The sequence below is a fragment of the Cupriavidus sp. 01T418 genome (assembly GCF_056398885.1).
Map to the genome: position 1 here is coordinate 66,328 of NZ_JBFTQG010000015.1, position 24,820 is coordinate 91,147.

General features: G+C 63.4%; 12 protein-coding genes. 9 read left to right on the top strand and 3 right to left on the bottom strand.

All coding sequences use genetic code 11. From position 1 onward, the window contains the following. Window positions 1-4: 4 nt before the first annotated feature. Window positions 5-2,098, bottom strand: coding sequence for a TonB-dependent receptor (locus AC1DQ3_RS17035; RefSeq protein ID WP_477121347.1), 2,094 nt, complete (start codon window positions 2,096-2,098; stop codon window positions 5-7). Between the two features lie 317 nt (window positions 2,099-2,415). Between AC1DQ3_RS17035 and AC1DQ3_RS17040 the strand changes: the two genes are divergently transcribed. From AC1DQ3_RS17040 to AC1DQ3_RS17080, 9 genes are all read left to right on the top strand, one after another. Beyond that, window positions 2,416-3,279 (top strand): helix-turn-helix transcriptional regulator, encoded by an 864-nt coding sequence (locus tag AC1DQ3_RS17040; protein WP_477121348.1) that lies wholly within the window; start codon window positions 2,416-2,418, stop codon window positions 3,277-3,279. 156 nt (window positions 3,280-3,435) lie between these two features. Next, window positions 3,436-9,912, top strand: a complete 6,477-nt coding sequence (locus AC1DQ3_RS17045; protein WP_477121349.1) for an amino acid adenylation domain-containing protein — start codon at window positions 3,436-3,438, stop codon at window positions 9,910-9,912. Window positions 9,913-9,929: 17 nt separating this feature from the next. Then, complete coding sequence (locus AC1DQ3_RS17050) at window positions 9,930-13,034, top strand: type I polyketide synthase (RefSeq protein WP_477121383.1); 3,105 nt, start codon at window positions 9,930-9,932, stop codon at window positions 13,032-13,034. Then, on the top strand, window positions 13,031-17,425 hold the full coding sequence (locus AC1DQ3_RS17055) for a thioester reductase domain-containing protein (RefSeq protein WP_477121350.1): 4,395 nt from the start codon (window positions 13,031-13,033) through the stop codon (window positions 17,423-17,425). The genes AC1DQ3_RS17050 and AC1DQ3_RS17055 overlap by 4 nt, the downstream gene beginning before the upstream one ends. An 80-nt stretch (window positions 17,426-17,505) precedes the next feature. Next, a complete protein-coding gene (locus AC1DQ3_RS17060) occupies window positions 17,506-18,699 on the top strand; it encodes an MFS transporter (protein WP_477121351.1) in 1,194 nt (397 codons plus the stop codon). 86 nt (window positions 18,700-18,785) lie between these two features. Then, on the top strand, window positions 18,786-19,811 hold the full coding sequence (locus AC1DQ3_RS17065) for a glycerophosphodiester phosphodiesterase family protein (protein WP_477121352.1): 1,026 nt from the start codon (window positions 18,786-18,788) through the stop codon (window positions 19,809-19,811). 682 nt (window positions 19,812-20,493) lie between these two features. Continuing rightward, window positions 20,494-21,144: a GTP cyclohydrolase I FolE gene (folE, locus tag AC1DQ3_RS17070; protein WP_477121353.1), complete on the top strand. Its 651-nt coding sequence runs from the start codon at window positions 20,494-20,496 to the stop codon at window positions 21,142-21,144. Between the two features lie 30 nt (window positions 21,145-21,174). Then, window positions 21,175-21,810: a peroxiredoxin gene (locus tag AC1DQ3_RS17075; protein WP_477121354.1), complete on the top strand. Its 636-nt coding sequence runs from the start codon at window positions 21,175-21,177 to the stop codon at window positions 21,808-21,810. Between the two features lie 50 nt (window positions 21,811-21,860). Beyond that, window positions 21,861-22,085 carry a DUF1653 domain-containing protein gene (locus tag AC1DQ3_RS17080; protein WP_477121355.1) on the top strand — a complete coding sequence of 75 codons (225 nt, stop codon included), beginning with the start codon at window positions 21,861-21,863 and terminating at the stop codon, window positions 22,083-22,085. 274 nt (window positions 22,086-22,359) lie between these two features. Here AC1DQ3_RS17080 and AC1DQ3_RS17085 read toward each other — a convergent pair whose 3' ends face one another. Together AC1DQ3_RS17085 and AC1DQ3_RS17090 are read right to left on the bottom strand one after the other, a co-directional pair. Continuing rightward, the gene (locus AC1DQ3_RS17085) at window positions 22,360-23,049 is read right to left on the bottom strand and encodes a DUF1120 domain-containing protein (RefSeq protein WP_477121356.1); all 690 of its coding nucleotides are present in this window, start codon (window positions 23,047-23,049) and stop codon (window positions 22,360-22,362) included. Window positions 23,050-23,167: 118 nt separating this feature from the next. Next, entirely contained in the window at window positions 23,168-24,496 is a 1,329-nt protein-coding gene (locus AC1DQ3_RS17090) for a FliC/FljB family flagellin (protein WP_477121357.1), read from the bottom strand. Window positions 24,497-24,820 lie beyond the last annotated feature (324 nt).

Sequence of the window (24,820 nt, forward strand, 5' to 3'; positions counted from 1 at the left end):
GCCATCAGATGGCGGCGCCGGCCGTCAGCAGGATTGTCCGCGGCTGGCCGTACAGTGCCGTGTGCGTGCCTGCGAACGGCGAGTTGGCGATCACGTTGCTGTAGTACCGTTTGTCGAACAGATTGTTGACATTCAGGCCTACCCACCAACGCTTGAAGTCGGCCTTGCCGCTCAAGCTGAAGGTCTGGTAGCCGGGCTGTCCGAAACTGTTGATGCTGTCGGCCTGGATCCGGCCGACATGGTTCATGTCCAATCGAAGCGTCACGCCGGCATTGGCGATGCGGTCGCGATACTGGACACCGATGCGCCCGGTGTCGCGCGGCACAAAGGGGACCGACTTGCCCACGGCCGCCGGGTCGTTGCTTTTCTGGATCCGGGTCGTGTTCAGTGCATAGCTTGCGTGTACGCTCCAGGGCCCGGCGAACTGGTAGTCGGTGCCCAGTTCGATGCCCTGATAGCGCGTTTCACCGATGTTCTTGACCTGGGTATCGGTCAAATCCAGCACCTGCTGGTCGCGAAGCAGCGTGTGGTAGAGCGAGAGCGCGTAGCCCAGGCGATTGCCGGCCAGACGCCCTTTGAGTCCGAACTCTATGCTGCTGGTCTTCTCCGGCGCGTAGCTCAAGTACGGGCCCACGGGCAGGCCGCCAATCATCTGTGGATTGGTGTTGACGCCGCCCGGGGTGTAGCCGGTGGCATAGCTCAGGAAAGCCAGATTGGTGGGCAGGAAGGCGTACGCGAGAGCGAGCTTGTAGGTACCGGAGGAGGCTGCGCTCGATTGCTCCTGGCCGCCGTTCTGTATGTTGCGTAAGCGCTGTCGGTCACGCTGGACGCGTCCGCCCAGAGTCGCAGTCCAGTCCTTCGCAAACACGTAGTCCGTCTGGCCATACCAGGCGGCGCCGGATGTGCGGTACTGCGAATTGCTCAACACGTTGCCGTAGCTGGTCTTGAACACATTGCTGTTGTCGGTCTGGTCGCCGTAGGCGAATACCCCGGTCTGCCAGCGCAAGGCACGGAACGCGCCTACCAGCTGCACTTCCTGGCTCAATTGCTTGTGGTTGTTGGTATACGGGTCAAAATCCCACTTGAAGAAGGGATTGCTGCTGAAGTCGGCGTCGGTGACGGTATGCAGCTTGTCTCGCTGGTAGCCGGTGATGGCGTTGATCTGGAACCCGTCGAAGTCGTGGCTCAGCTTGAGCGTGGCGCCGTCGCCGCGCGTCCTGGTGTAGCCCTCGGTGTCCCGGTCCACCTGATAGAAGCCAACAGGCGTGAAGCCCGTGCCCAGGCGCTCCCTTCGGATCGGTCCCAGCGTCTTCGGGTCGACGAATGTCTGCAGGTAGGGGGCGCTGTCGTCTTCGAAATGATTGAACGTCATCGAGACAGCCGTCCGAGCGGTCGGGAAGATGTCGGCCTTCAGCGTGAGACCGCGTCGTTCCTGCGCATCGAGTTTGCCGCGTGAGCCGGTTGCCACGTTGGTCAGGACGCCGTCCCGTTTGAGCCAGTTGGCATTCAGGCCAAGCATCACGATGTCGTTGGYGAGCCCGGTCGACAGCGCGACGCCGGCACGGCGCTCGTTGTGGTTGCCTATCCCTGCAAAGCCACCGACCGCGTTGCCCGCGGGGCGCGTGCTGACGATGTTGATCACGCCGGCTGCGGCATTACGGCCATACAGGGTACCTTGCGGCCCCTTGAGGACTTCGACGCGTTCGACGTTGTTCAGCAATAGCGGATCCTGCAGTACCGAGTCCAGCTGCGGCACGCCGTCAATGTATACGGCGATCCGCTTGTTCCTGAGGTCGAAGGCATCACCCATGCCGCGCAGGTAGATGCGCGGTTGGCCGCCGGTATAGCTGGAGATGCTCAGGCCATCGATCAGCTTGTCGATGCCCTCCAGGCTGTCGATCTGGTGCAAGGCCAGGTCCTGGGCGGTCACCGCGTCGACCGTGGCCGGCACATCGAGGATGTTCTGCGCCATCTTCTGGGCGGTGACTACCAACGGTTCCAGTTCCGCAGCCTGCCGCGGCGTGGCATCCGCCATGGCAGTGCCTGACAAAAGGCACGCCAACATCGTGGCGGGCGCTTCGCGCTTTCTTCTGTTCATCCTTTGCTCCCCTGTATGCGCCTTCGGTGGGCTACGCCAGGATGGCGTGACGGCGAACGGCGCAGTGCTAGACCTTGGGACTCCTGCGATCAGGCGCCGTGATAACGCTTGCCCGCGGTTGGAGTTCCAGGTTAATTTAAGCCTAAGTGATAATCATTCGCATTATTGTGGATTTGTCTTTTTCTCGCCACGTGACGGGCTTTGCAAGATGCCCAGAAGACGTTTGAGGTAGGGCCAGGAAAAATCTGGCACCAGAGCGCAAGGCGGAATGCCTGGCGCGAATTGCCCGGCGTGACGGGGGGAGTGGAGTGTTCCTTATGACCGCGTTGAAAATTCTGCGTCAGGTCCGCTGGCAAAGCGGCGATGGCATCTTCATGATCGGCAGCGAATTGCTGGCCACGACGGACGTCGTGCTGCCCAATCCCATCCCGGAAGACGGCCTCCTGCTCGGTCTTACCCTGTTCGGTGAAGCGCAGTCGGGGCATGTAGGCCAGCCGCAGTACGACTTCGCCGTGCCGCCCGATCATTGCTGGGCGCTGGCAGCGCGCGAGGGCAGCCTGCTCGAGGGGCGATACGCCGCTGGCACCCGTATTGCGGGGATTTTCTTTTTCCTGACCCGCGCCTGGTTGCTTGCACGCGAAGCGGGTGACGAGGTGATGCAACAACTGCTCGCGTATTTCGGACATTGCGATCCACGCAAGGTGGCATTGATGCCGACGCTGCGCAGCCACGCCATGCGCCTGCTGTACAGCAGTTACCCTGGCGAGATGGGCCGGCTGTTTCTCGCCGCGCGTGCCCATGATTTGCTGTTGGGATTGATCGATAGTCACCGCAGCAAACCGGGCATCCCACTGCTGCCAGCCTTGCCCGGACTGCGGCGGATGGCGCGTGCGCGCGATGTACTGGAGGCAAGCCTGGACGACCCGCCAGGGCTCGAGGAACTGGCCCGCCTGGCGGGGACCAGCGTCAGCGCCCTGCGCAAGGATTTCAAGAGCGCGTTTGGCCTGCCGGTAGCCGCCTACTTGCGCCGACGACGGCTGGAGCAGGCACACCTGCGTCTGGAGCGCGGCCAAGGCGTCGCGCAGGTGGCGAGCCAGTGCGGATATGACTCGCCGGCGAACTTCGCGACGGCTTTCAAGCGCCAGTTTGGCTACCCGCCTAGCAACCTGCGCTGGCGCTAGTTCGGCTTCGATCAGCGCGTCAGAGCGCGCCGAAGGTTGCAGTGGCGCTGTCTGAATGGATGCCACACTGCGATAACGCGATTGACTCGCATTTGCGTTTGGGTTACATCTTTGGGCTGTGTCGCGCAATCCTGCGTTGGAAATTCAGGAGTCAGCATGGCCTCAGAGAATGATCGCTTGTCGCGATCGGCAAGCCGGGCGAACCGTCTCCACGCGCGATTGACCGCAGTTCGCGCGCAGCAGATCCGCGTCGAGCCCGATCCGGCTCGACGCTATCGGCCGTTCGCTTTGGCGGATATGCAGCACGCGTACTGGATGGGCCGTCAGGCGACCTTCTCCCACGCTGGCGCCATCCAGTTCTACGCGCAGTACCGTTGCCGGTCGCTCGAACTGACGCGGCTTGAGGACGCCTGGAACCAGCTGATTGCCCGGCACGACATGTTGCGTGCTACCGTCACGACGGACGGCCTGCAGCAGGTTGCCCCCAGCGTGCCCCGCCAGTCGATCACGCGCGGCAGCCTCGCCGGCCTTTCCCCGAGCCAGCAGCAAGAGGTGCTCGACGCCACCTGGCGCGGCATGCAGGACGAATGCGTGCCGCTGGAAAACTGGCCGCAGTCGCGGCTGCACTTCGATGCGCTGGAGGAGGGCGACGGGCATCTGCACGTCAAGCTGGACCTGTGGAACGTGGACGGCCGCAGTCTGCATATCCTGTTCGATGAACTGGCGCAGCTCTATCAATGGCCCGATCGGGCGCTGCCAGAGTTGCAGATGCAGTTCTGCGACTACGTTGCCGCGTTGAAGGAGCAGGAGGCGAGTACGCGCTATCAGCGCGCACTGGCATGGTGGCAGAAAAGGCTGCAGACCTTGCCGCCTGCGCCGGTGCTGCCGCGACGGGCCGAGAGTGCGGGCCACCGGTTCCTGCGCTGGTCCGAGACCTTGCCACCGGAACGGTTGAGCAGGTTGAACGACAGTGCGAGGCGGCGCGGCCTTTCCCTGGCGGCCGTGATCCTGACCGTCTACGCCAGCACCTTGGCACGCTGGAGCGCGTCGCGTCACTTCACGCTCAACGTGCCACGCTTCAACCGGCCGGACTGGCATCCGGATATCGGCAACGTGATCGGGGAGTTCGCTTCCTTCAGTCTGCTCGAAGTGGATCTGCGAGAGTCCGCGTCCTTCGGCGAGCACGCCATGCGGCTTCAAACGCGGCTCTGGGATGACCTGGACCACCAGGAAGTATCGGGCGTACGCCAGTTGCGCGAACTGGCGCGGTTGCAGCAGTTGGGGACAGCGGCGGCGATGCCCATCGTGTTCACCACGACCCCCGGGCTGCGCGCAGGCGCGGCGCTGACGCCGCGGCAGATCGGTGCCGTCTTTGGCGAACCTCTTCACATTGTCAGCCGCACGCCGCAAGTGCTGATCGATTGCCAGTATCTCGTGGACGGCGGCAGTCTGCTGTACAACTGGGATGCGATGCCGGGCGCCTTCCCCGAGGGCATGCTGGACGATATGTTCGGCGTCTTCTCCAGAGCGCTGCAGTACCTGGCGGAACGGGACGAAGCCTGGGACGCGCCCTTGGCGCTTGCGTTGCCGCCGACGCAGGCCGCCACGCGGGCCGCATTGTGGCGAGAGATGCCGTGCGAGCCACGGACACCCGCGCAAGCGCTGGCAGCACACGCCCGAGGCTCTCCTCAGGCCGCGGCCCTGATTCCTGCGCGGGGCGAGCCATTGTCATATCAGGCGCTTGCCGCGCAGGTCTCCACCTTGGCCAGCACGCTACAGCAAGCCCAGGTCGACCAAGGCGATCGCGTGATCTTGCTGCTGCAACGCGGCTGGCAGCAAACCGTGGGGTTGCTCGCCTGCCAGTGGCTGGGAGCCGTGGCGGTGCCGCTGGACGTTCATCAGCCCGAATCGCGCTTGATGGCGATAGCAAGGAACGCGAAACCGAAGCTGGTCCTGGTCAATGCGTGGGCATCTGCCCGGCGTCTTGCCGAGCTGCCGGTTCTGGCATTGCCCGAGCATCCGCCGAGTGTCGCGGCCGCACCGCTGGCGCCGGTGAGCTTTGAGGCAGACGCGGTGTGCTGCGTCATCTTCACGTCAGGCTCGACCGGCCTGCCGAAAGGCGTGGAAATACCACAGGGCGCCTTGGCGAATGTTCTGCAATACAGCCTGCGCACCTTCCATCTGCGGGCGAGCGACCGCGTTCTCTCCGTCACTGCGCAACATCACGACCTGGCGCTGTTCGATCAGTTGGCCACCTTTTGCGCGGGAGCGGCGCTCGTGGTTCCCGGCGCCTCCCCCGACACGGATCCGAGTCACTGGCTCGATCTGATGCAGGCGCACAGCGTTACCGTCTGGAACAGCGTTCCGCGTTTCATGGAGATGCTGCTCGCCTCAGCGCAAGCAGCCGAAATGCGGTTACCCGCCAGCTTGCGTCAAGTCCTTCTGGGTGGGGACTGGATTGCCCCGGACGTAGCCGCGCAATTACTGCAATACCCAGGTCTTCGGCTGCGCAGCATTGGTGGTCCCACTGAAACCGTCGTCTGCAACATCACGCACGAAGTGAGCGCCGCGGATACCGCGTTGCCGAGCATTCCCTATGGCAAACCGATCGACAACTGCCGCTACTACGTTCTGGACGACCAGCTCGACGACTGCCCCGATCATGTTCCCGGCGAAATGTTCTGCGGCGGTGCGGGCCTGGCCGTGGGCTATCTGGGCGATGCGCAGCAGACGGCGGAGCGCTTCCTGGTCCATCCACGGACGGGGGAGCGGATCTATCGCACCGGCGACCGTGGTGCGTATCGCCCGGATGGCAGCCTCCTGATACTCGGGCGTACGGACTTTCAGATCAATGCCGGGGGCTATCGCTGCGACCCTTTGGAGATCGAGTCGGCCGTTCTGGCGCACGCAGGGGTTCGCCGGGCGGTAGCGCTCGACGTTGCCCGGGGTGACAGCGGTTCCATGCTGGCCGTCTGCTACGAGCCCGGCGATCAGGCTTGCGACGAAGCCGATTTGCGCCATCTCTGCGCGCAGCGCCTGCCGGCCGTCGCCATCCCGAGGATCTTCCTGCCTCTCGGACAGTTCCCGCTGACTGCCAACGGAAAAGTCGACCGCCGCGCGCTCGCCGAGCTAGCCGTGCAATACCCGGAGCCGACGCGGGACGGGCGCCCGCCAGAGAACCGCATCGAAGAACAGTTGCTTGATATCTGGCGCGCCGTGCTCGGCGTAGAACTTGCAAACGTCGAAACGGGCTTCTTCGCTTCCGGCGGCGACTCCCTCAGTGCCACGCGGCTACTACTGCAGATCGAAAAGACATTCGGCATTCGTCCGCCGCTGGCGATGGTCTTCTCGCACCCGACGGTACAGGCGATGGCGCTCTGGCTGGGCGCGCGCCCCTCCGTTGCCGAAGTCGCGGCCTGGCCGGTGGCAGACCTCCAGCAACCCCGGCAGTCCTGGGCTCAGCAGCGCTTGTGGTTCATGGCGCAATTGGCGCCCGGCAACCCGTTCTTCAACCTGTGCTACAGACTGGAGCTGGATGGCCCTGCCGACGCGGATGCCTTCGCGCGGGCCTTGCGGCGCCTCGTCGAGCGCCACGAGCCGCTGCGCTGCCGTTTCCCGGCCAGTGCGCCGGTCGGCACCTGTGTGGTCGACCCCGGGGTTGAAGACTTGCTGAGCCACGAGGATCTGCGGTGCCAGGATGCGACTGCCCAGGAGGCACGGCTCGCAGCCTGGGCCGAACAGGAGCGGGGCAAGGGATTCGATCTGGAGCATGGGCCACTGCTTCGCGCACATCTATTCAGCCTGAGCGACTCCCGCCACGTGCTGTTCTACAGCCTTCACCACATCGCCTTCGACGGATGGTCGGCAGACCTGTTCAACCAGGAATTGTTCAGCTTGTATCTCGAGGAGAGCGGCGTGGCGACCGCGACGCTGCCCGACATCGCGCGCTACACCGACTTCGCCCAGAGCCAGCACGACACCCCTGTCGCGCACGTCAGCGAGACCCTGGCGTTCTGGCAGGAGCGCCTCGGCGAGCTTGCGGCGCTTAACCTGCCGGGGGACCATCCTCGGCCGCCGGTGCAGAGTTTCCGTGGCGCCGTCAGCCGCCATCGACTCGACAGCATGCTGACCCGAAAGCTGGGTGCGCTGTCGGCCAGCCACGGCGTCACACCGTTCGTGACGCTGCTGACTGCCATGCAGGTCGCGCTGGGACGAATGGCCGGCCAGGAACAATTCGTCATGGGCAGCGTCGTGTCCGGGCGCGATCATCCGGCGACAGAGTCGATGATCGGTTTCTTTATCAACAACCTGCTGCTGCGCGGGAATCTTGCTGAGAACGTGCCGTTCACGCAGCAACTGGGGCGCGTGCGCGACGAGTTCCTTGGTGCCCAGGCGCGGCAACACTATCCCCTGCAGCAATTGGTGCAGAGCATGTCTGCCGGTGCGGACCTCAGCCGCAATCCGCTGTATCAGGTGTCATTCACCTACCAGCCCGCCGGTCTGGCGCACGGGCGCTTCGGGCAGCTCAGTGTGACAGGGCGCTCCATCGTGCCCGAGACGACACACATGGATCTGGAGATCATCGCGATTCCCGACGGCGATGAACTGATCGTGGCCTGGCTCTACGCGAGCGACCTGTATGACGCCGCCAGCATCGAGCGTTGGCATCTGGCCTTCACCCATGTCTTGAGCGCCGCGGTGGATGCGCCGGACACCGGCGTGCATGACCTCCCCCTGGCCAGCGACGCGCATTCGCGCGCCTGGGCGTGGGTCGACGGCGGGCCGGCCCTGGCCGGCACCGACCCCTGGCCTGTGCTGCAGGCCTATGCGGCGCGCCTGCCGGAGCGCGAAGTCCTGCGGTACGACGGCGGCAGCGCATACACCTGGGCGCAACTCATAACGCGCGTGGAGCAGCTGGCCGGGTGGATAGCCGGGCATGCCGCACCGGCGAGTCCTGTCGCCGTGCGCTTGCATCCCGGGTTCGACTACGTCGCCGCGATCCTTGCTGTCTTGCGGCTAGGGCGGGCCTGGGCACCCTTGGACCCGCGTCGCCCGGCGCCGGTGGTCGCCGACATGCTCACCCGCGTCGGTGCGGGGTGCCTGATCAGCGAACGGGCGCTCTGGGACACGGCGCAGGTGTCGGTTCCGTTGTTGCTTACCGACCAGGATGCGCCGGCAGAGCCGGCGTCGCTTGCCGCCTATTCTGCCGCACCGGAAGAGGCCATCGCCCTCATTCAGCACACTTCGGGCTCCGAGGGGCAGCCCAAAGGGGTCGAGATCACGTATGGCAATCTCCGACGGCGTTTGACCTGGGGCCAGTTGACGGCGTCGATGGGAGTCGATGATATCGCTTGCCTCAAGACATCCCCAGCGTTTGTCGATGCCGTCGGCGAACTGCTGGACAGTCTCCTTGCCGGCATGACGTTGATCGTTGCATCGCCCGATCAGGCGCGCAGCCCCTCGGAGTTGGTTCAACTGATCCGGCGCCATGGCGTTACGCGGCTGATGTTGACGCCCTCGCTGGCGGATGCGGTGTTCGCATTGCCGGAGGCCATGGGCCTGCCACTGCGCGCCCTCATCCTCGGTGGCGAGAATGTGCGTACCAGTCTGGCGCAGCGATGCCTCGACGCACTCCCGGAGGGCGCTACCGTGCTCAACTATTACGGAGCCACCGAACTGACCTCCGATGGGGCCTGGCATCCCATCACCCGGGCCGATCTGTCCTTGGGCACCAGCCACGTCTCGATCGGGCAGCCTTTGCCCGGTACCACGTTGTGGCTCCTCGACCGGCAAGGCCGGCTGGCGGCACCCGGTTGCCCGGGGCAGATTCACGTCAGCGGCCAGAACCTGGCGCATGGCTATCGCCATGCGCCCGAGTTGTCCGCCGACACGTTCCGCAATTGGCGAACACCTGATGGGCGCAGCGTGCGGCTTTACGCCACCGGGGACATCGCTGTTCGCGATGGGCAAGGTCGCTTGCGGTGTCTTGGCCGTCGCGATCATCAACTCAAGCTGCGTGGCATGCGGGTAGAGGCGGGCGAGATCGAGACTCTCTTGCGTCGGCATCCGGCAGTACGCGACGCCATCATCGCACTGTGGGAGGGTGACGCGCAGCAACGGCTGGTCGCACATGTGCTGCTTGAACCCCAGGGCGAAGTCGATGCCGTGGCGCTGCGCAGACACCTCGCGGACGCGTTGCCTCAAGCGTTGATACCGAGTCACTGGAGTCTGCAGCGTGAGTGGCCCGTCACGGCCACCGGCAAGGTGGACCGGCGGCGCCTCCGCTTCGAGGATCTAACTGTTGCCGGCCGCGAAAACCCCTTTGTTCCAGCCGCAACCCCTTTGCAACAGACCATCGCGCAAGCCTGGAAAGACCTGCTTGGCATCGAGCGCGTCGGCATTCATGACAATTTCTTCGACATGGGTGGTAACTCCTTGCTGCTCACGCAGTTGCATCGGCAGCTTTCTCATGCCCTGCAGCGCGAACTTCCGCTGACCTTCCTGTTCCAGTACCCCAATATCCATGCCTTGGCGGAGCGCCTGGGAGATGTAGGGGAGGCCAGCGCCCGCGGTTCGCTTTCGACCAACAGGCGGGCGGCCGCAAGACTGGCGGCACGGGGGTTCCGCTCATGAATCAGAAGAATCTGCCAATGGTGGCTCTGCGTGCGTGCGACGTGGCGATCGTCGGAGCTGCCGGCCGATTTCCCGGCGCCGATTCGGTCGACGCGCTCTGGCAAATCCTGCTGACGGGGCGCGAGCCTTACCGCATCTTGACGCCGGAGCAGCTTTCGGCGGCCGGTCATGGTGATCTCGCCCGCATGGCGAGGTACGTGCCGCAGGCGCGCATACCGGAGCACTATGATTGCTTCGATGCCGCATTCTTCGGATACTCGCCCCGCGAGGCGGCCTTCATGGATCCGCAGCAGCGCTTGTTACTGGAGTGTGCCTGGCATGTCTTCGAGAACGCCGGCCATCCGCCAGGCGATTGCGATGGGCTGCGCACCRCCGTGTTTGCCAGCGTGGGGGCGAATGGCTACTCGGCCTTGCACGCCCTGCCGCAGGCGCTGGCCGGGAACGCCGATATGCTCGACTGCATCGTCGGCAACGACAAGGACTACTGCGCCAGCCGCCTCGCCTACAAGCTGAATCTCAGCGGTGCCGCCATCAGCGTACAGACCGCATGCTCATCGTCGTTGGTGGCGGTGCATCTCGCCGTTCAGGCCCTGCTGAACCACGAAGCCGACCGCGCGCTGGTGGCCGCCGCCTCGCTGAGCGTGCCGACCGAGGTGGGCTATCTGGCGGAAGAATCCGGTATCCGGTCGCCCGATGGGCACTGCCGCCCGTTCGACGCGAACAGCAATGGCACGGTGTTCGCCTCCGGCGTCGCTGGCGTGCTGTTGCGGCGGCTGGACGACGCCATCGCAAGTGGCGACAGCATCCTCGCGGTGATCCGCGCCACTGCGATCAACAACGATGGGAGCGCCCGCGTCGGGTTCACCGCGCCAGGGCTGCAGGGGCAGGTGGACGTCATCAGTGAAGCGCTGCAGGTCGCGCAGGTCGATGCGGCCGACCTTGCCTATGTGGAGTGTCATGGCACTGGGACGCGTTTGGGTGATCCCATCGAGGTCGGCGCGCTCGATCAAGCGTGGCGCGCCAATAGTACCCACGACTTGCCGCCCCGGCACTGCCTGGTCGGCTCCGTCAAGAGCAACATCGGCCACCTCGACACCGTTGCCGGTTTGGCGGGGCTGATCAAGACCGCCTATTGCCTGCATCATGGCGAGATTCCACCGACCCTGCACTATGCGTCGCCAAATCCCGAGATCGGGCTGGCGAGGACGCCGTTCCAGGTCGCGGACCAACGCCAACCGTGGCCAGCCCATCGCAAGCGGCTGGCGGGAGTCAGCGCCTTCGGCTTTGGTGGCACCAATGCCCATGCCGTGCTTGAGGCGGCTCCGGCGGCCCCAGCGGCCCCGGCTGCGTCGGAGGCCGCGTCGGCACGCAATTGGCATTGCCTGGTCCTAAGCGCAGCCGACGAACCGGCGCTGCAACGCCAGGCCAGCGCACTGGCCGACTGGATCGAGAACCATCCCGGTGCCGATCTCGCGGACATCGGCTACACCTTGCAGGTGGGACGGCGGGCCCTACCCTGGCGCGGCGCGCTGCTGGCGCGCGACGCCATGCAAGCCGTGGCCGGCCTGCGGCGGATCACCGGCGTGCAAAGCCAATCCGTGACTTCGCCATTGTGGCTGTTCCCGGGGCAGGGCGCACATTACCCGGGCATGGCTTCGGCGTTGTACGCAGCCGAACCGGCGTTTCGAGACGCGCTGAGCCGGATGCTGCTGATGCTGCCGAAGAACGCGCCGGTCGACGCGATCCGCGGATTGCTGCTTGATGCCGGCGGCGCGCAGATCGACGACACGGCTATCGTGCAGCCGGCACTGTTCATCTACGAAGTCGCCCTGGGACAAACTCTGCTTGCGCTTGGACTGGTGCCATCGGCGTTGCTCGGGCACAGCCTGGGCGAGCTGAGCGCGGCCTGCCTGGCCGGCGTCTTCGAGCTGGAGCAAGCTTGCTCGCTGGTCTGCCTGCGTGGCGCGCTGATGGCCGATTTGCCGCCGGGCGGCATGGTGCTGGTTCATTGTGATGCCGAGTCGGTGCAGGCGCGGCTGGCCGTCGAGCATCCCGCACTGGACTTGGCCGTGGTGAATTCACCTGCCTGCTGCGTGGTTGGCGGACCGCGGGACGCCATCGATGCGTTCACGCGCGCCGCCGATGCGCTTGGCTGGCAATCTCGCCAGCTCCGTACCTCACACGCCTTCCATACGCGAATGATGGATCCCGCTCTATCCCGGTATCGGCAGGCCATTCGCGAGCGGGTGCTGAGTGAGCCGCGCTGGCCGTTGCTAAGTGGGCAAGACGGGCAACGGTTGTCGGGTGAGCGTGCGATGGATCCCGAATACTGGGTCCAGCAGCTACGGCACACCGTCCGCTTTGACCAAGCCCTGGCCTCGACTTGGCCCTCCGCCGTGGTCGAGGTTGGCCCGGTCGGCGGCCTGCTCGCGTTCGCCCGCGATGCGGGCCGCATGCCGGCAGTGATGCTCAGCATCGGAGGGAGTCGACACCAGGACGCTTCGGCCCGGCACGGGTGCCTTGTCCAGGGAATTGCACGTCTCTGGCAAGCTGGCGATGCCGTGGACTGGCTGGCCTTCAATCAGCCTTGGCTACCCCGAAGACGGGTCGCGCTGCCGCCGTATCCGTTCACCCGGGAGCGGCACTGGCTACCGTCGAGCTTGCCGGTACTGCAGGCTCTGCGGAAAGGCAACGCCACGTTGGCGCCGATCCAGACGCCTGCCGGCAACACCATCGCCGCTGGGCCGCCGGCTATCAATGCGGGGATCGCCTATCAGCCTCGCCCTGCGTTGGAGACGCCGTATGTGGCGCCGAACCCCGGTATGGAACAGCGAATGGCGGGCGCCTGGCAGGACCTGCTATTCATCGCCGATGTCGGCCGGCACGACGACTTCTTCGCCCTGGGCGGCAACTCCATTCTGGCTTTGCGTCTGTGCCAGCAAGGACGCGAGTGCGGTTGGACGCTCACCCCGCAGCAGGTCTTCCAGCACCGCGACATCGCGGCGCTTTGCGCCGTACAGGGAGCGACGGCGGACACACCCGTTGCGCAAGTGATGGATGACGTCGATCCGCAAGACCTTCAAGCGCTCATGCACATGCTGGATAGGCAGGAAGCTCGATGAATCCGGACAAACACAATGTCGCCGATGTGCTCCCGGCCACCCCGTTGCAACAGGGCATGATCTATCACGCATTGGCCGCCGAAGACCCAGCCATGTACCTGGAGCAGTATGCATTCAGCGTTCATGGCGAACTGGACCTCAGGCGCTACCGGGCCGCCTGGCAGCAAGCCATCGACCATCAGCCCATGCTCCGGACCAGCTTTCATTGGGAGGGGCTGGGAAAAGCCTATCAGGTTGTGCACATTCGGCTGGACGCGCCATTCGAGCAGATCGACCTGAGCCATCTCTGCGCTTCCGAGCAAGCTGCCGAACTGGACACGCTTCGGGCGGCGCGTAGCGCCGCTGGCTTCCGGATGAGCCGCGCGCCCCTGTTTGTCATCACCGTCGTCACGCTGGCACCCAATCACCATAAGGTCTGGCTGACCCTGCACCACCTGCTGGCGGACGGGTGGTCGCTATCCATGCTGCTGGCGGAGGTCGGGCAGCGCTACCAGTATCCGCGGGTTCCCGTTGCGCCAGCCATCCCGTTCCGGCGCTACTGCGAATGGTTGCAAGCGCAAGACCAGGAAGCCGCCCGCCAATGGTGGCAAGCTCGCCTGGGGGCTGGCGGGTTCACCGGGGAGGCCCCCTTGGCAGCGCGGGGCCGCACCGGCGGAAGCATTGCCATCGACTACCGGCTGGGCGAAGCGGACAGCGCGCGTTGGCAGCAAGGATGCCGACAGCAGGGGCTGACCGAGAGCACCGTCTTCAACGCGGCCTGGGCGATCGTGCTTCGCCGCTATCTGCGACAGGACCGGCTTGTCTTCGGCTACGCCGTGTCTACGCGTCCAGCGGAGATCCCGGGCATCGACCGGATGCTCGGCCTCCTTCTCAACGTACTCCCGGTGGCGCTTGAACTCGATCCGCAGCAAGCGATATCGCCATGGCTGCAGGAACTGCAGCGCCAGTTGATTGCCGATCGCCAGTACGACTTCATGCCGCTCAACGAGTTGCAACGACTCGCCGGTACTGCCACTGCGCAGGGCTTGTTCCAGACCCTGCTGGTATGGGAAAACCAACCGGGCGGCGCGGTGGGGGAGGCGCCGACAAATGCGCTACGGGTGGTGCACGACGAGAGCTACGAGCTGAATCACTATCCGTTGATGCTGGCGGGATATCCCGGCGACACGCTCCGGCTTCGGCTCACGCTGCGCGAGCAAGCGCTGTCGCACGCGCGCGCCATGGATCTGCTGCGGCAGATGTCGGCAGTCATGCTGGCGCTGGCCGAGGGCGGCGCGCGACGCCTGGGCGATCTGGTGGCTGAAGTACCTGCCCAGGAACTGCCAACGCTCTCCCGCGACGCGCCAGCGGCCCCGATCGCGCCAGGTTCAGGTTTGTGGCAGCGAGTGAGCGAACTTGCCCAGGCCGATCCAGCAGCACTTCAACTCGTCCAGGCCGAGCCGGCACTGGCGCTGACCAGGCAGGAACTGCTGTCCCGCGCCCAGTCCCTGGCCATGCGTCTGGCGCCGGATCTGCCGCCCGAGCGAAGCAGCCCGCTTGCGCTTCTGTTGTGGCCCGGCGTGGACTACGTCAGCGCCATGCTGGCTGCCATCTACCTCGGCAGGCCGTGGCTGGCGCTGGATCCACGCAGGCCTGTCGAGGGTCTGCGCGAGCAACTCAGGCATATCCGGCCGGCCGCTTTACTGACCGAGCCCGGCCTATGCCCGGAACTGCAGCGTTGGGACGGGACAACGATCGTCGACCTGAGCGCCACCGCGGCCGTTTCCGTTGACGTCACCATGCCACCCGCGGACGTGGATGAGGAGGATTGCGTCTGCATGGTCCTGACCTCCGGTTCCACCGGCCAGCCCAAATGCGTCGGCCTGCCGTTGCGCGCCCTGCGTCAGCGGCTCGACTGGATGCAGGACTTTTTGCCCACGCGCTCGGATGACTGCATGCTGTTGAAGACGTCGCCAGCCTTCGTGGATGCCGTTTGCGAAGTGCTCGGGCCCTTGATCTCCGGCTATCGAATGGTGGCGCCCACGCCGGAGCAAAGCCTTGATCTGGGTCAGTGGCACGGTCTGTTGACCGAACACGCTGTCACGCGCCTGGTCACCACGCCTTCCGTCCTGAATGGTCTGGTCCGTGTGCTCTCGGAGCCCGTTCTGACCCTGCGCGTGTTGCAGGTGAGTGGCGAGCGCTTTCCGAGCGCTTTGCTTGAGCGGGCCAAACATTGGTTTCCGCAGGCGCGGATCCTGAATCTCTATGGGTCCTCCGAAGTGATGGCAGATGCCTGCGCGTTCGAGTGCGGCGCGTGGCCGCCGGGGCAGTGTGCAACCGTCCCGCTTGGCAGGCTGCTCCCCGGGGTACGGGGCGCCATCCTGGACGAAGGGTCGCACGCGCTGCCCTCGGGCGCCATCGGCGAGTTGTTCCTGGGCGGAGAGTGCCTGGCCATCGGGTATCACGGCGACCTCGATGCGACCGAGGCAAAGTTCCGTGAGTTAGACGGTTTGCCCGGCAAATGGAGGATGTTTGCCACTGGTGACCTGGTGGCCATCGGCGAGGACGGAGAACTGCACTACCACGGCCGCACCGACCACCAGATCAAACTCAACGGCATGCGAATCGAACCCGGCGAGATCGAGGCCCTGCTCAAGGGGAGAGAAGAGATCGACGATGCCGCGTTGGCCTGCCACCGCGACGCGGCAGGACAGGCGATACTCACCGCCCACCTCGCCAGCCAGGACCATCATGAGTCCCCGGGCGCTCTGGTGGCCGAACTGCAGGTCTGGCTCTCGCGGCATTTGCCGGCCGGGCAGGTGCCACGTCACTGGCAGGTCACGCGCGACCTCCCGAACAACGCGAGTGGCAAGCTCGACCGCCGCGCCCTGCGTTACCTGCCGGCACCCGCTGCGGCGGATACCGTCGGGCGGGTTGCTCCGCACACGGATGAACAAAGGCGACTTCATGCCATCTGGCAGCAAGTGCTGGGACGGGATGGCTTTGGCGTTGACGACGACTTCTTCGACGTCGGCGGGAACTCGATCAGCATGACGCAGCTCTGCTTCGCCGTGCGCAAGGATTTTCAGGTTCCATTTCCGATCAGGGCTGCGTTTGATGCCCCTAGCATCCGTCAGCAAGCCAGCCTCATCGAGCAGTATCAGCGAGGAGCACAGCCGGTTGCGGGCGACGGCAGATCGGCCCATCAGCGCGATCTGGCGGTGGATGCGGCAAGTGCGGACGGCGTTCTTCCCCTGGCAGGTACGGTGGAGGCCTGGCCCCGCGGTCGAGCCCACGTATTTCTTTCAGGTGCGCAGGGCTTTATCAATGCCTGGCTGCTGGCGCGATTGCTGGATGACCCCGAGCTCACCGTCAGTTGCCTGGCGCCTGGTCCCGACCAGCAAGGCGCGTGGACCTGGCTGGCAGAGCATCTGCATCAGTTCGGGCTGTGGAACGCAGCGCGCGGCGCGCGACTTCGTGCGGTGGCCGGCATGCTCGGCGAAACCCGCTTCGGTCTCGCCGAGCAGGACTGGCGGACGCTCGCCGAAGAGTGTGATGTGCTTTTTCACACGGGGGTCGTGATCAACTTCGTCGCTCCATACGCGCAGCTGAGGGCGACCAATGCGTTATCCACTGCCACCATGCTGGAGTTGGCTACCACGGCGCGTCCGAAGCCGCTGCACTACATCGGCAGCCTTGGGGTCATCGACCATTCTCATGCAGAGGAAGACAGTCCGCCGGTGTGCGAAGGCGATGCCTTGCCGCATTGGAAGGGGCTGCCGAACGGGTATCTGCAGGCGCGCTGGGTCAGCGATACCATGATCCGTCGGGCGATGGGACGAGGGGTGCCATGCTCGGTGGTCCGCATGACAACGGTCAGCGGCGACACCCACGGGCACCGTGCCAACAGCCAGGACATGATGTGGCAGTTGATCAAGCTGGCGATGACGGTGGGCATTGTTCCCGACAGCCCACGCCCGGTTGACCTTGTGCCCGTCGATCGCGCGGTGGAGGCGGTTATTGCCCTTGCCCGGTCGCCGCATACCCTGGGGCAGGCCTGGCACATTTCCAACCCTCGGATTTGGACATGGAGGGAGCTTGCTGCCGTGCTTCGCAGCAAGGGCTATCCGGCACAGGTCCTATCCGGCGAAGCGTGGTCGCAACGGTTTGGTCAGCTCGCCGTCGAGCTAGGACAGCAGTCGGACTGGCAGAAGGTGCTGCCCTTGCTCGGCGACACCTGGCAGGAGTTCCGGCACTTCTTCGCACTGGATAAGCACAAGACACTCGACCATCTCCGCCAACTTGGCGTGATCTTGCCCCCAATGGACGAGCCACTGTTATGGCAGACCGTGGTGCGCTTCCATGAAGTCGGCTTTCTTCCGCGCGCGGGCGGGGAGAAGCCCTTCGGTTGACCGGAGGCCACGAATCGTATTCGGCTGTAAACACCGGTTTGTTCCAGGCGTCCTTTTTCCCGCAAAGTGGAGCCCTTGCCATGCGCGCGTTCAAGTATCTTCTCGTCATCAACGGGCTTTGCATGGCCGCGTTGATGTCCTTTGCGGCCGTGATTGGCCCGCTGGTGCGTACGCTTGGCCTCGCGGAGTGGCATGGCGGCGTGGCGGTGACTGTCGCCGGCGTGCTCTGGCTGCTCAGCGCCCGCGGCTGGGGCAGGTTGAGCGATGCGCGGGGCCGCAAGCCGGTGATTGCCTGGGCACTGCTAGGCCTCAGCCTCACCTATCTCGTGCTAGCGCTCTATATCGATTGGGCGCAGCGCGTAACACTGCCGCTGCTGATCGTGTTGGTTCTGCTGGTGGTGTTGCGCGGATTGATGGGGTTGTTTTTCGCGGCCGTGCCGGTCGTCAGCGCCGCCTGGCTGGCCGACCACTTTCCGCCGCAGGCGCGCCAGGCGGCCATGGCCAAGCTCGGGGCCGTCAACGCCATCGGCATGGTGATCGGCCCCCTGACGGCGGGGCTGCTGGCCACCCAGAGCCTGGGGCTGCCGTTGTACGTCGCCGCGCTGCTGCCGCTTCTCGCCGGTGGTCTGCTGTGGTGGAGGGTGCCGACCACCGCGGCCATGCCACAGCAGGCAAAACCGATGCTGGCCTTCACCGACCCCCGGGTGCGCCTGTCGGTGATTGCGTTGTTCCTGGCCACAAGCGCAGTCCTGGCAGCCCAGTTGTGCGTGGGCTACTTTGCCATGGATCGGCTCGCACTTGATGCCCAGGGGGGCGCCAAGGCGGCTGGCAAGACGATGGCAGCGGTTGGCGTCACGCTCATCGTGATCCAGTCGACCGTGGCACGCTTGTCCCGGTTCTCGCCACGGCAACTGATCTGTTTTGGTGCGCTGCTGGCGGCGACAGGCTTCGCGCCATTGCTGTTGACCACGTCCGTCTTCGGTCTGATCGGCAGCTACTGCCTTGCCGCGGCCGGCCTGGGCATGGTGTTTCCCGCGGCCCAGGCACTGGCTGCCAACTCGGTCCAGGCCGAGGAACAAGGCCTGGCTGCCGGAACCCTCTCGGCGGCACAAGGCCTGGCCAGTGTTGTCTCGCCTCTGACGTTCACGCTGCTCTATCAATGGCACTGGGTGCTGCCGTATCTCCTGGCTGGCTTGCTGCTATGCGTACTCTCGGTGATGGCTCTCAAACAGCAAGCGGGTCTCAGCACCGAGCCCGTGAGCGAGTTGTCCTGAGCAAGGAGCCCCTGCCTATCGGGCGGGGGAGTTTGTCCTTACACTTACAACTCTCCGATGCTATCTGATGGCGATGGGAAAACCACATGCCGGCAGCCTCCAGCAACAAGTCCAGACAAGTGCCATTCTTCCGCCGTGCTGCTTCTATGAGTGTGGTTGCAGCAATGCTTGTCACAATTGGCTGCGCAGAGCCAGGCAGCCACGCGCTGGTGCCTTCGGCTAACGCACCGCCCGATGGATTGCCACTCGTCATCGCTCATCGCGCAGGCGCAGCGGACTTTCCAGAGAACACGATCCTTGCTATCGATGCATCGATCCGTCACAACGTGGATATGATCTGGCTAACGGTCCAGCTTAGTCGGGATCGCGTTCCAGTCTTGTACCGGCCGGCCGACCTGTCGACGAATACTGAGTCCGCCGGTTCGGTCGCATCGAAGACATTCATTGAGTTGAGTCAGCTGAATGCGGGGTGGCGCTTCGAGTACGTCAGGGCGGATGGAACCAAGACGTTCCCCTATCGGAGTCAACCGCAGCCGATCCCCTCTCTGAGACAGGCTCTGACAGTCATCCCTGAGACAATGCCGGTCATCCTTGATATGAAGGCCTTGCCTGCCAAGGCACAGGCACAGGCGGTCGCCAAGACACTGGACGAGCTCAATGCCTGGAATCGCGTGCTGATTTATTCCACCGACGCGGCATACCAAACTGCATTCTCCGCTTACAAGCGGGCGCGCCTTTTTGAGTCACGCGATGACACGCGCCAGCGCCTTGCAGCCGGAGCACTGGCAGGGGAATGCCATGCGCCGCCAGAGCCCGGAAGCTGGGTCGCGTTTGAGTACCGCCGCAATGTCCAACTCGTTGAGACCTTTACGCTCGGTGAAGGACTCTCCACTGTCACTGCGAAATTGTGGACGCCATTCGCCGTCAAATGCGTTCGTTCGAAAGGCGCGGTCAACATCGTAGCCATTGGCGTGAATGGCGCTGAGGACTACCACGCCGCGGCTTGCCTGGGCGTCAACGCAGTGCTGTCGGATTCCCCCCGGGACATGACGTCAATCCGGGCAAGGACAGTGAGGCCATTGAATTGCGCAACAGAGACTCAGGCACGGTAGAGTGCCAGCCACCTCAGCGTCGAACACCAGATCGGAATCGAGCCGCACGTCTCGCATCAGGATGATTACCGGCTGCACTGCCTGGCTGATGGGCGCAGCCGGGAGCAGATGACCGTGATAGAGCGTTTTCGTATTTTGCATCGCTAGATCTTCCGCTGCGCACCAGTCAACGTGACAAAGTCGACGGAAATCTTTGCATTAAAATCGAATTCTTACCATTTTCATGGGTACGCACGTCTGGTAGGTTTGGAGTTTACCAGCTCTTATAGTAGAAAATATAAATGGTATAGAAGGTCTAGAAAAATGACTTTCTGACGGCAGCGCCGACTCCATCGCGCCGAGATCGGTTGCCTGAGTTGGTCCGTGGCCATGCTTCGCCGCGATCGTCGTGCCATCCCGCCGTGAGCGATCGCCAGATCAGGGGGCGACTCTTGTTGATGAAGTCGGCATACGGAGCGCCCAACGTCGGGCGGAAATTTCCCACAAATTCGAGTGCGTTCTATACCCATGTGGCGAGCCTCTGCTTATTCTAGATACGTTAATATTTTTTTTGGGCCGAACTGGTAAATCCCGCGCGGGACGCAAGGGAGTCAAACGGCATGGCCGAGCGTGTGGGTAGTAGGCATATCGTGCGCCAGACGCCTGGAAAGTAGAGCGCTCCCCGTCGCACTCTGGAGGCTTGATGTCTTTCGCAGATCAGTATGACCCCATTCATCCGTTTCCTTCCGAGTCTCCCGAAACTGGCCCTGGCCTTCGGCGCGTGCGGGAATTCAATGCGGTCGCGTTCGAGCGGGCGGTGACAGATCTGCTGGAAGCCAGCGGTATCTCCATCGACCCGGTACATACGCTCAGGACCTCGCAGCGCGTACGTGAACTATGGCAAAGGCGCATGCTTGATGGTTACGATGCAGACCCAGCGGAAGTACTCGGCGCGGGCTTCGAAGACCCCCGTCGCGATATGGTAGTCATTCGCAACATTGCGGTGCACGGCGTGTGCCCGCATCACCTGCTGCCGTTCCGTGGTGTGGCGCATGTCGCCTATCTTCCTAACGGGCGACTGCACGGCTTTGGCCGCATCGCGCGGATGATCGATACCATCAGTCATCGCTACACTTATCAGGAATGGATAACGAATGAGATCACGAACACGCTCATCACACATGGCCTCGCTCGCGGTGCTGCCTGCCTGATTGAAACCGAGCAACTATGCCTGCTGTTGGGCGAGAACCGGCGCGGTGACGAGCGGGTCGTCACCCAGTGCTACGCGGGCGAATTCAGCCACAACATGCAGCCGCGCAATGAATTCCTGCATGTCATAGAAAACCGGAAGTAGTCTTCTACTTCCTCCTCTAGGAGTTGCATCATGAGTCTTCGTCTTGGCGACATGGCCCCTGACTTCGAGCAGGATTCGAGTATCGGCCGCATTGGTTTCCACGAATGGCTGGGCGACAGCTGGGGCGTGCTGTTCTCCCATCCGGCGGACTTCACGCCTGTCTGCACGACCGAGCTGGGTCTGACGGCCAGGCTCGCGGGTCAATTCGAAAAGCGCAATGTAAAGACGATTGCGCTGTCGGTCGATAGCGCCGAGTCGCACAAGGAATGGATCAAGGATATCAATGAGACGCAGGCCGCAAACGTCGACTTTCCGATTCTGGCCGATGGCGATCGCAAGGTGTCGGAGCTTTACGACATGATCCACGTGAACGCGGAGGAGACGCTCACGGTCCGCTCGCTCTTCGTTATCGATCCGAAGAAGAAGGTGCGTCTGATGATTACGTATCCGGCAAGCACCGGCCGTAACTTCGACGAAGTGCTGCGCGTGATCGATTCGCTGCAACTCACCGATAACTATCAGGTCGCCACTCCGGGCAACTGGAAGCACGGCGACGATGTGGTGATCGTGCCGTCGCTGATGGACGAGGAAGTGATCAGGCAGAAATTCCCGAAGGGCTACACGGCGCCGCGTCCGTATCTTCGCATGACGCCGCAGCCGGACTGAGAGGCGATATCGGTTCGATGCGTACACAACATCAAAGAGCGAAACAATGTATGTTGTTGAGGCAATGCGGGAGAGCACTTGGGCTCGCGCGAGAGGACGAATCGAATGAACCGGTGGTGGTCTACACGCGGCTTTACGAGCGGGACGACCTGCCACTGAGCACGCGGACATTGAAGGTCTGGAACGAATCGGTGCCTGTCGGGCATACACTCGTGAAGCGATTTTCCTACGTCGGCCGGGCGTCGCCACAGGTCTCAGCTGACAATAGCCGTTGAACGGTTCGGTGTCCGGTGCCTGCAGGTACTGGAGCGCGCGCCTCTGGTCATATCGAGAATGTCCGGCGTTCGAAGCCATTGAGGTGGAGATACCTCTGCTTGCCTTCGGGCTGCTAGTCCTCCAGGTGCTTCAGCGTATCTCAGGGAACCTGCAGCAACCGCGAATTTGCGCGACTTGGGCTCCATGCGAATGAGCGGCGGCAGAGGGCACGTCTCAGATGCGCGTGTGCAGCGGCAGCGGCTTGATGTCCAGGTTCTTCAGCGCTATCTGGGCTCACAACAGAATCAGCGTCATCGTCCCCGATCCGTCCAACGGGATGCTGGACGTGGCGGTATCCACCACGGGCCTGCTTAGATACACATCCACGATCACGTCACCAGAGACTTCAGTTAGGGCGTCAGGGGCCCTCGCGTTGGCACTTGCGGCGTAGGCGAGGGACGCGCCCTTCCGAAACATGGTCTGCCGAAAGTAATTGCGGGAGGTGGTCACCCTTTCCAGCCAGGTACTGGTCGAGCGTGCGCCGACCCCCAGCAAGCTAGTAGCCGGGGCCTGAAGCACTCCCCCTGCAGTTGTTCTGATCTGAAGCCGCCCTGTGTGGAAGCTCACGCTGCCAATGTTTTGGCCGTGATAGGTTCCTAGACCAAAGGCCGCATCGAGAATAGTTCCAGGAGTGCCGGTGGCAGTGCCATCCCGGTTGTCGGTAAAGGCCAATGCGAATTTGGTAGGCGCTGGACAGGTCACTGCCATTGACATCTGCTGTCTGGCGACGGAGTAGAAGTCGGTTGTGAATATCGTGAGGGACTCTCTGGAAAGGCTTCCAAAGTCAATCACCCCACCGCCGCCGAAAGAAATGGTGCAAGGGGACGGCGCAATGGTCGCCGCCATGGAGAAGCTGGCGGACTGTGCCTGCGCAGCGAATGCCGCCCCGGAGAACATTGCAGCGAAGAGCATTTCTCGGATCATGAAAAAACGATTCCTGCGACGACGGCTTTTTACGGTAGAAAAGAGGGTGCCTGCGATCAGAGGAAATCTGATCGCGGGCGAGTTTAGTCGTCTTACGGTATGACGACTCCTTGCGGGATTAACGCAGCAGCGACAGCACGCCTTGGCTCGACTGGTTGGCCTGAGCCAGCACAGAGGTGCCCGCTTGTTGCAGGATCTGGGCGCGCGACATGGCCGAGACTTCCAGCGCGTAGTCAGCGTCCTGGATGCGCGAGCGCGAAGCCGACAGGTTCGTCACCGCCGAGCCCAGGTTTGTGATGGCCGAGTCGAAGCGGTTCTGTACGGCACCCAGCAAGCTGCGCAGCTTGTCGACCGTGGCCAGCGCATTGTCGATCGTGGATAGTGGGTTGGTGCTGCCCGAACCGGTGAACTGGGCGGTGGCAGTGGTGGTGCCGCTGGTGCTCAGTTCGATGGCGGTTGCGTCGGTGACGGCCGTGGTCGTCGCGCCGCCGTTGGCCTGGGCGCCGGTTTGCGTACCTGCCGAAAGCGCGTAGTTGTTGCCTCCCTGGCTGACGTAGGCGACAGCAGTGCCGTTGGTGTCAGCACCGACCTTGATCAGCTGGCCGGTGACGGTGTTGCCGGTGTTACCATTGGCGGCATCGCCTACCGTCAGATTGACCGTGTTCAGCGTGACGGCGCCGGTGGCGTCGTCAATCGAGGCAGCGTAGCTGTCGTTGCCGTACTTGACCACGTAGTTGTTGGTGGCGTTGCCAGCGGAATCCAGCACGTTGTTCAGCGTCAGGGAGCTGGCGCTGACGGTCGAGCCGACGACGGCGGACAGCGTGTTGGCAGCCGAGGTCAGGTTGACGGCAACCGGTGCGGTGCCGGTGGCAGCGGCAACCGTGGTGATAGCGCCGCTGGTGCTCAGCGCGTTCTTGGCCACCGTGAAACCGGTCATGCCCAGGGTCCTCGAGCTGATTTCCTGCAAGTCGATCGAGATTCGCTGACCGTCTTGCGCGCCAACTTGCACGTTCAGCGCGGTAGCACTGGACGAGAGCACCTTGACGCCGTTGAAGTCGGTCTGTTGCGAAGTACGGTCGATTTCAGCCAGACGCTGGGTGATTTCGTCCTGGATCGATTGTAGATCGCTCACCGAGTTGCTGCCCGTAGCGGCTTGCACTGACAGGGTACGGATCGCTTGCAGGTTGTTGTTGACTTCGTTCAGCGCGCCTTCCGTGGTTTGGGCGAGCGAGATACCGTCGTTGGCGTTGCGCTGTGCTTGTGCCAGGCCGTTGATGTTGGAGGTGAAACGGTTGGCGATCGCCTGGCCGGCGGCGTCATCCTTGGCGCTGTTGATACGCATGCCCGAGGACAGTCGCTGGATCGCGGAGTTCAGCGACGCTTGCGACGAGTTCAGGCTGTTCTGCGTCATCAGGGACACCGTATTGGTATTGATTACCATGGACATGGTCTGACTCCTTTAAAGAAAGTTGAATGATCTGATGTTGCTGCAACGTTGGCCGCTCCGCCATGCTTGACGGAAAGTGCCGCCGCTGAGTGAGATATCGGCTGGGATCCGGAAAATATTTAGATTTGTAGCGAATTATTCGATGAATTGAAACTGGGTTGGATTCGCTGAGATGTGAACAAGCCTATGAAGGCGTGGTCAAATTTTCTTGATTCAAGTTTTGAAGCAACGTTCCTATTAAATCAGGCATGTCGGACTTGTTGTGCCCGTTCTTCCGATCACGCCAGGGCTCGCCATCATTGGATTGAACGAATGCAATGAGTT

Coding starts and splice junctions, on each gene's coding strand:
- folE (WP_477121353.1), top strand. CDS start 20,494: ATGTCTTTCGCAGATCAGTATGACCCCATTCATCCGTTTCCTTCCGAG.
- AC1DQ3_RS17060 (WP_477121351.1), top strand. CDS start 17,506: ATGCGCGCGTTCAAGTATCTTCTCGTCATCAACGGGCTTTGCATGGCC.
- AC1DQ3_RS17055 (WP_477121350.1), top strand. CDS start 13,031: ATGAATCCGGACAAACACAATGTCGCCGATGTGCTCCCGGCCACCCCG.
- AC1DQ3_RS17040 (WP_477121348.1), top strand. CDS start 2,416: ATGACCGCGTTGAAAATTCTGCGTCAGGTCCGCTGGCAAAGCGGCGAT.
- AC1DQ3_RS17065 (WP_477121352.1), top strand. CDS start 18,786: ATGCCGGCAGCCTCCAGCAACAAGTCCAGACAAGTGCCATTCTTCCGC.
- AC1DQ3_RS17075 (WP_477121354.1), top strand. CDS start 21,175: ATGAGTCTTCGTCTTGGCGACATGGCCCCTGACTTCGAGCAGGATTCG.
- AC1DQ3_RS17045 (WP_477121349.1), top strand. CDS start 3,436: ATGGCCTCAGAGAATGATCGCTTGTCGCGATCGGCAAGCCGGGCGAAC.
- AC1DQ3_RS17085 (WP_477121356.1), bottom strand. CDS start 23,049: ATGATCCGAGAAATGCTCTTCGCTGCAATGTTCTCCGGGGCGGCATTC.
- AC1DQ3_RS17080 (WP_477121355.1), top strand. CDS start 21,861: ATGTTGTTGAGGCAATGCGGGAGAGCACTTGGGCTCGCGCGAGAGGAC.
- AC1DQ3_RS17090 (WP_477121357.1), bottom strand. CDS start 24,496: ATGTCCATGGTAATCAATACCAATACGGTGTCCCTGATGACGCAGAAC.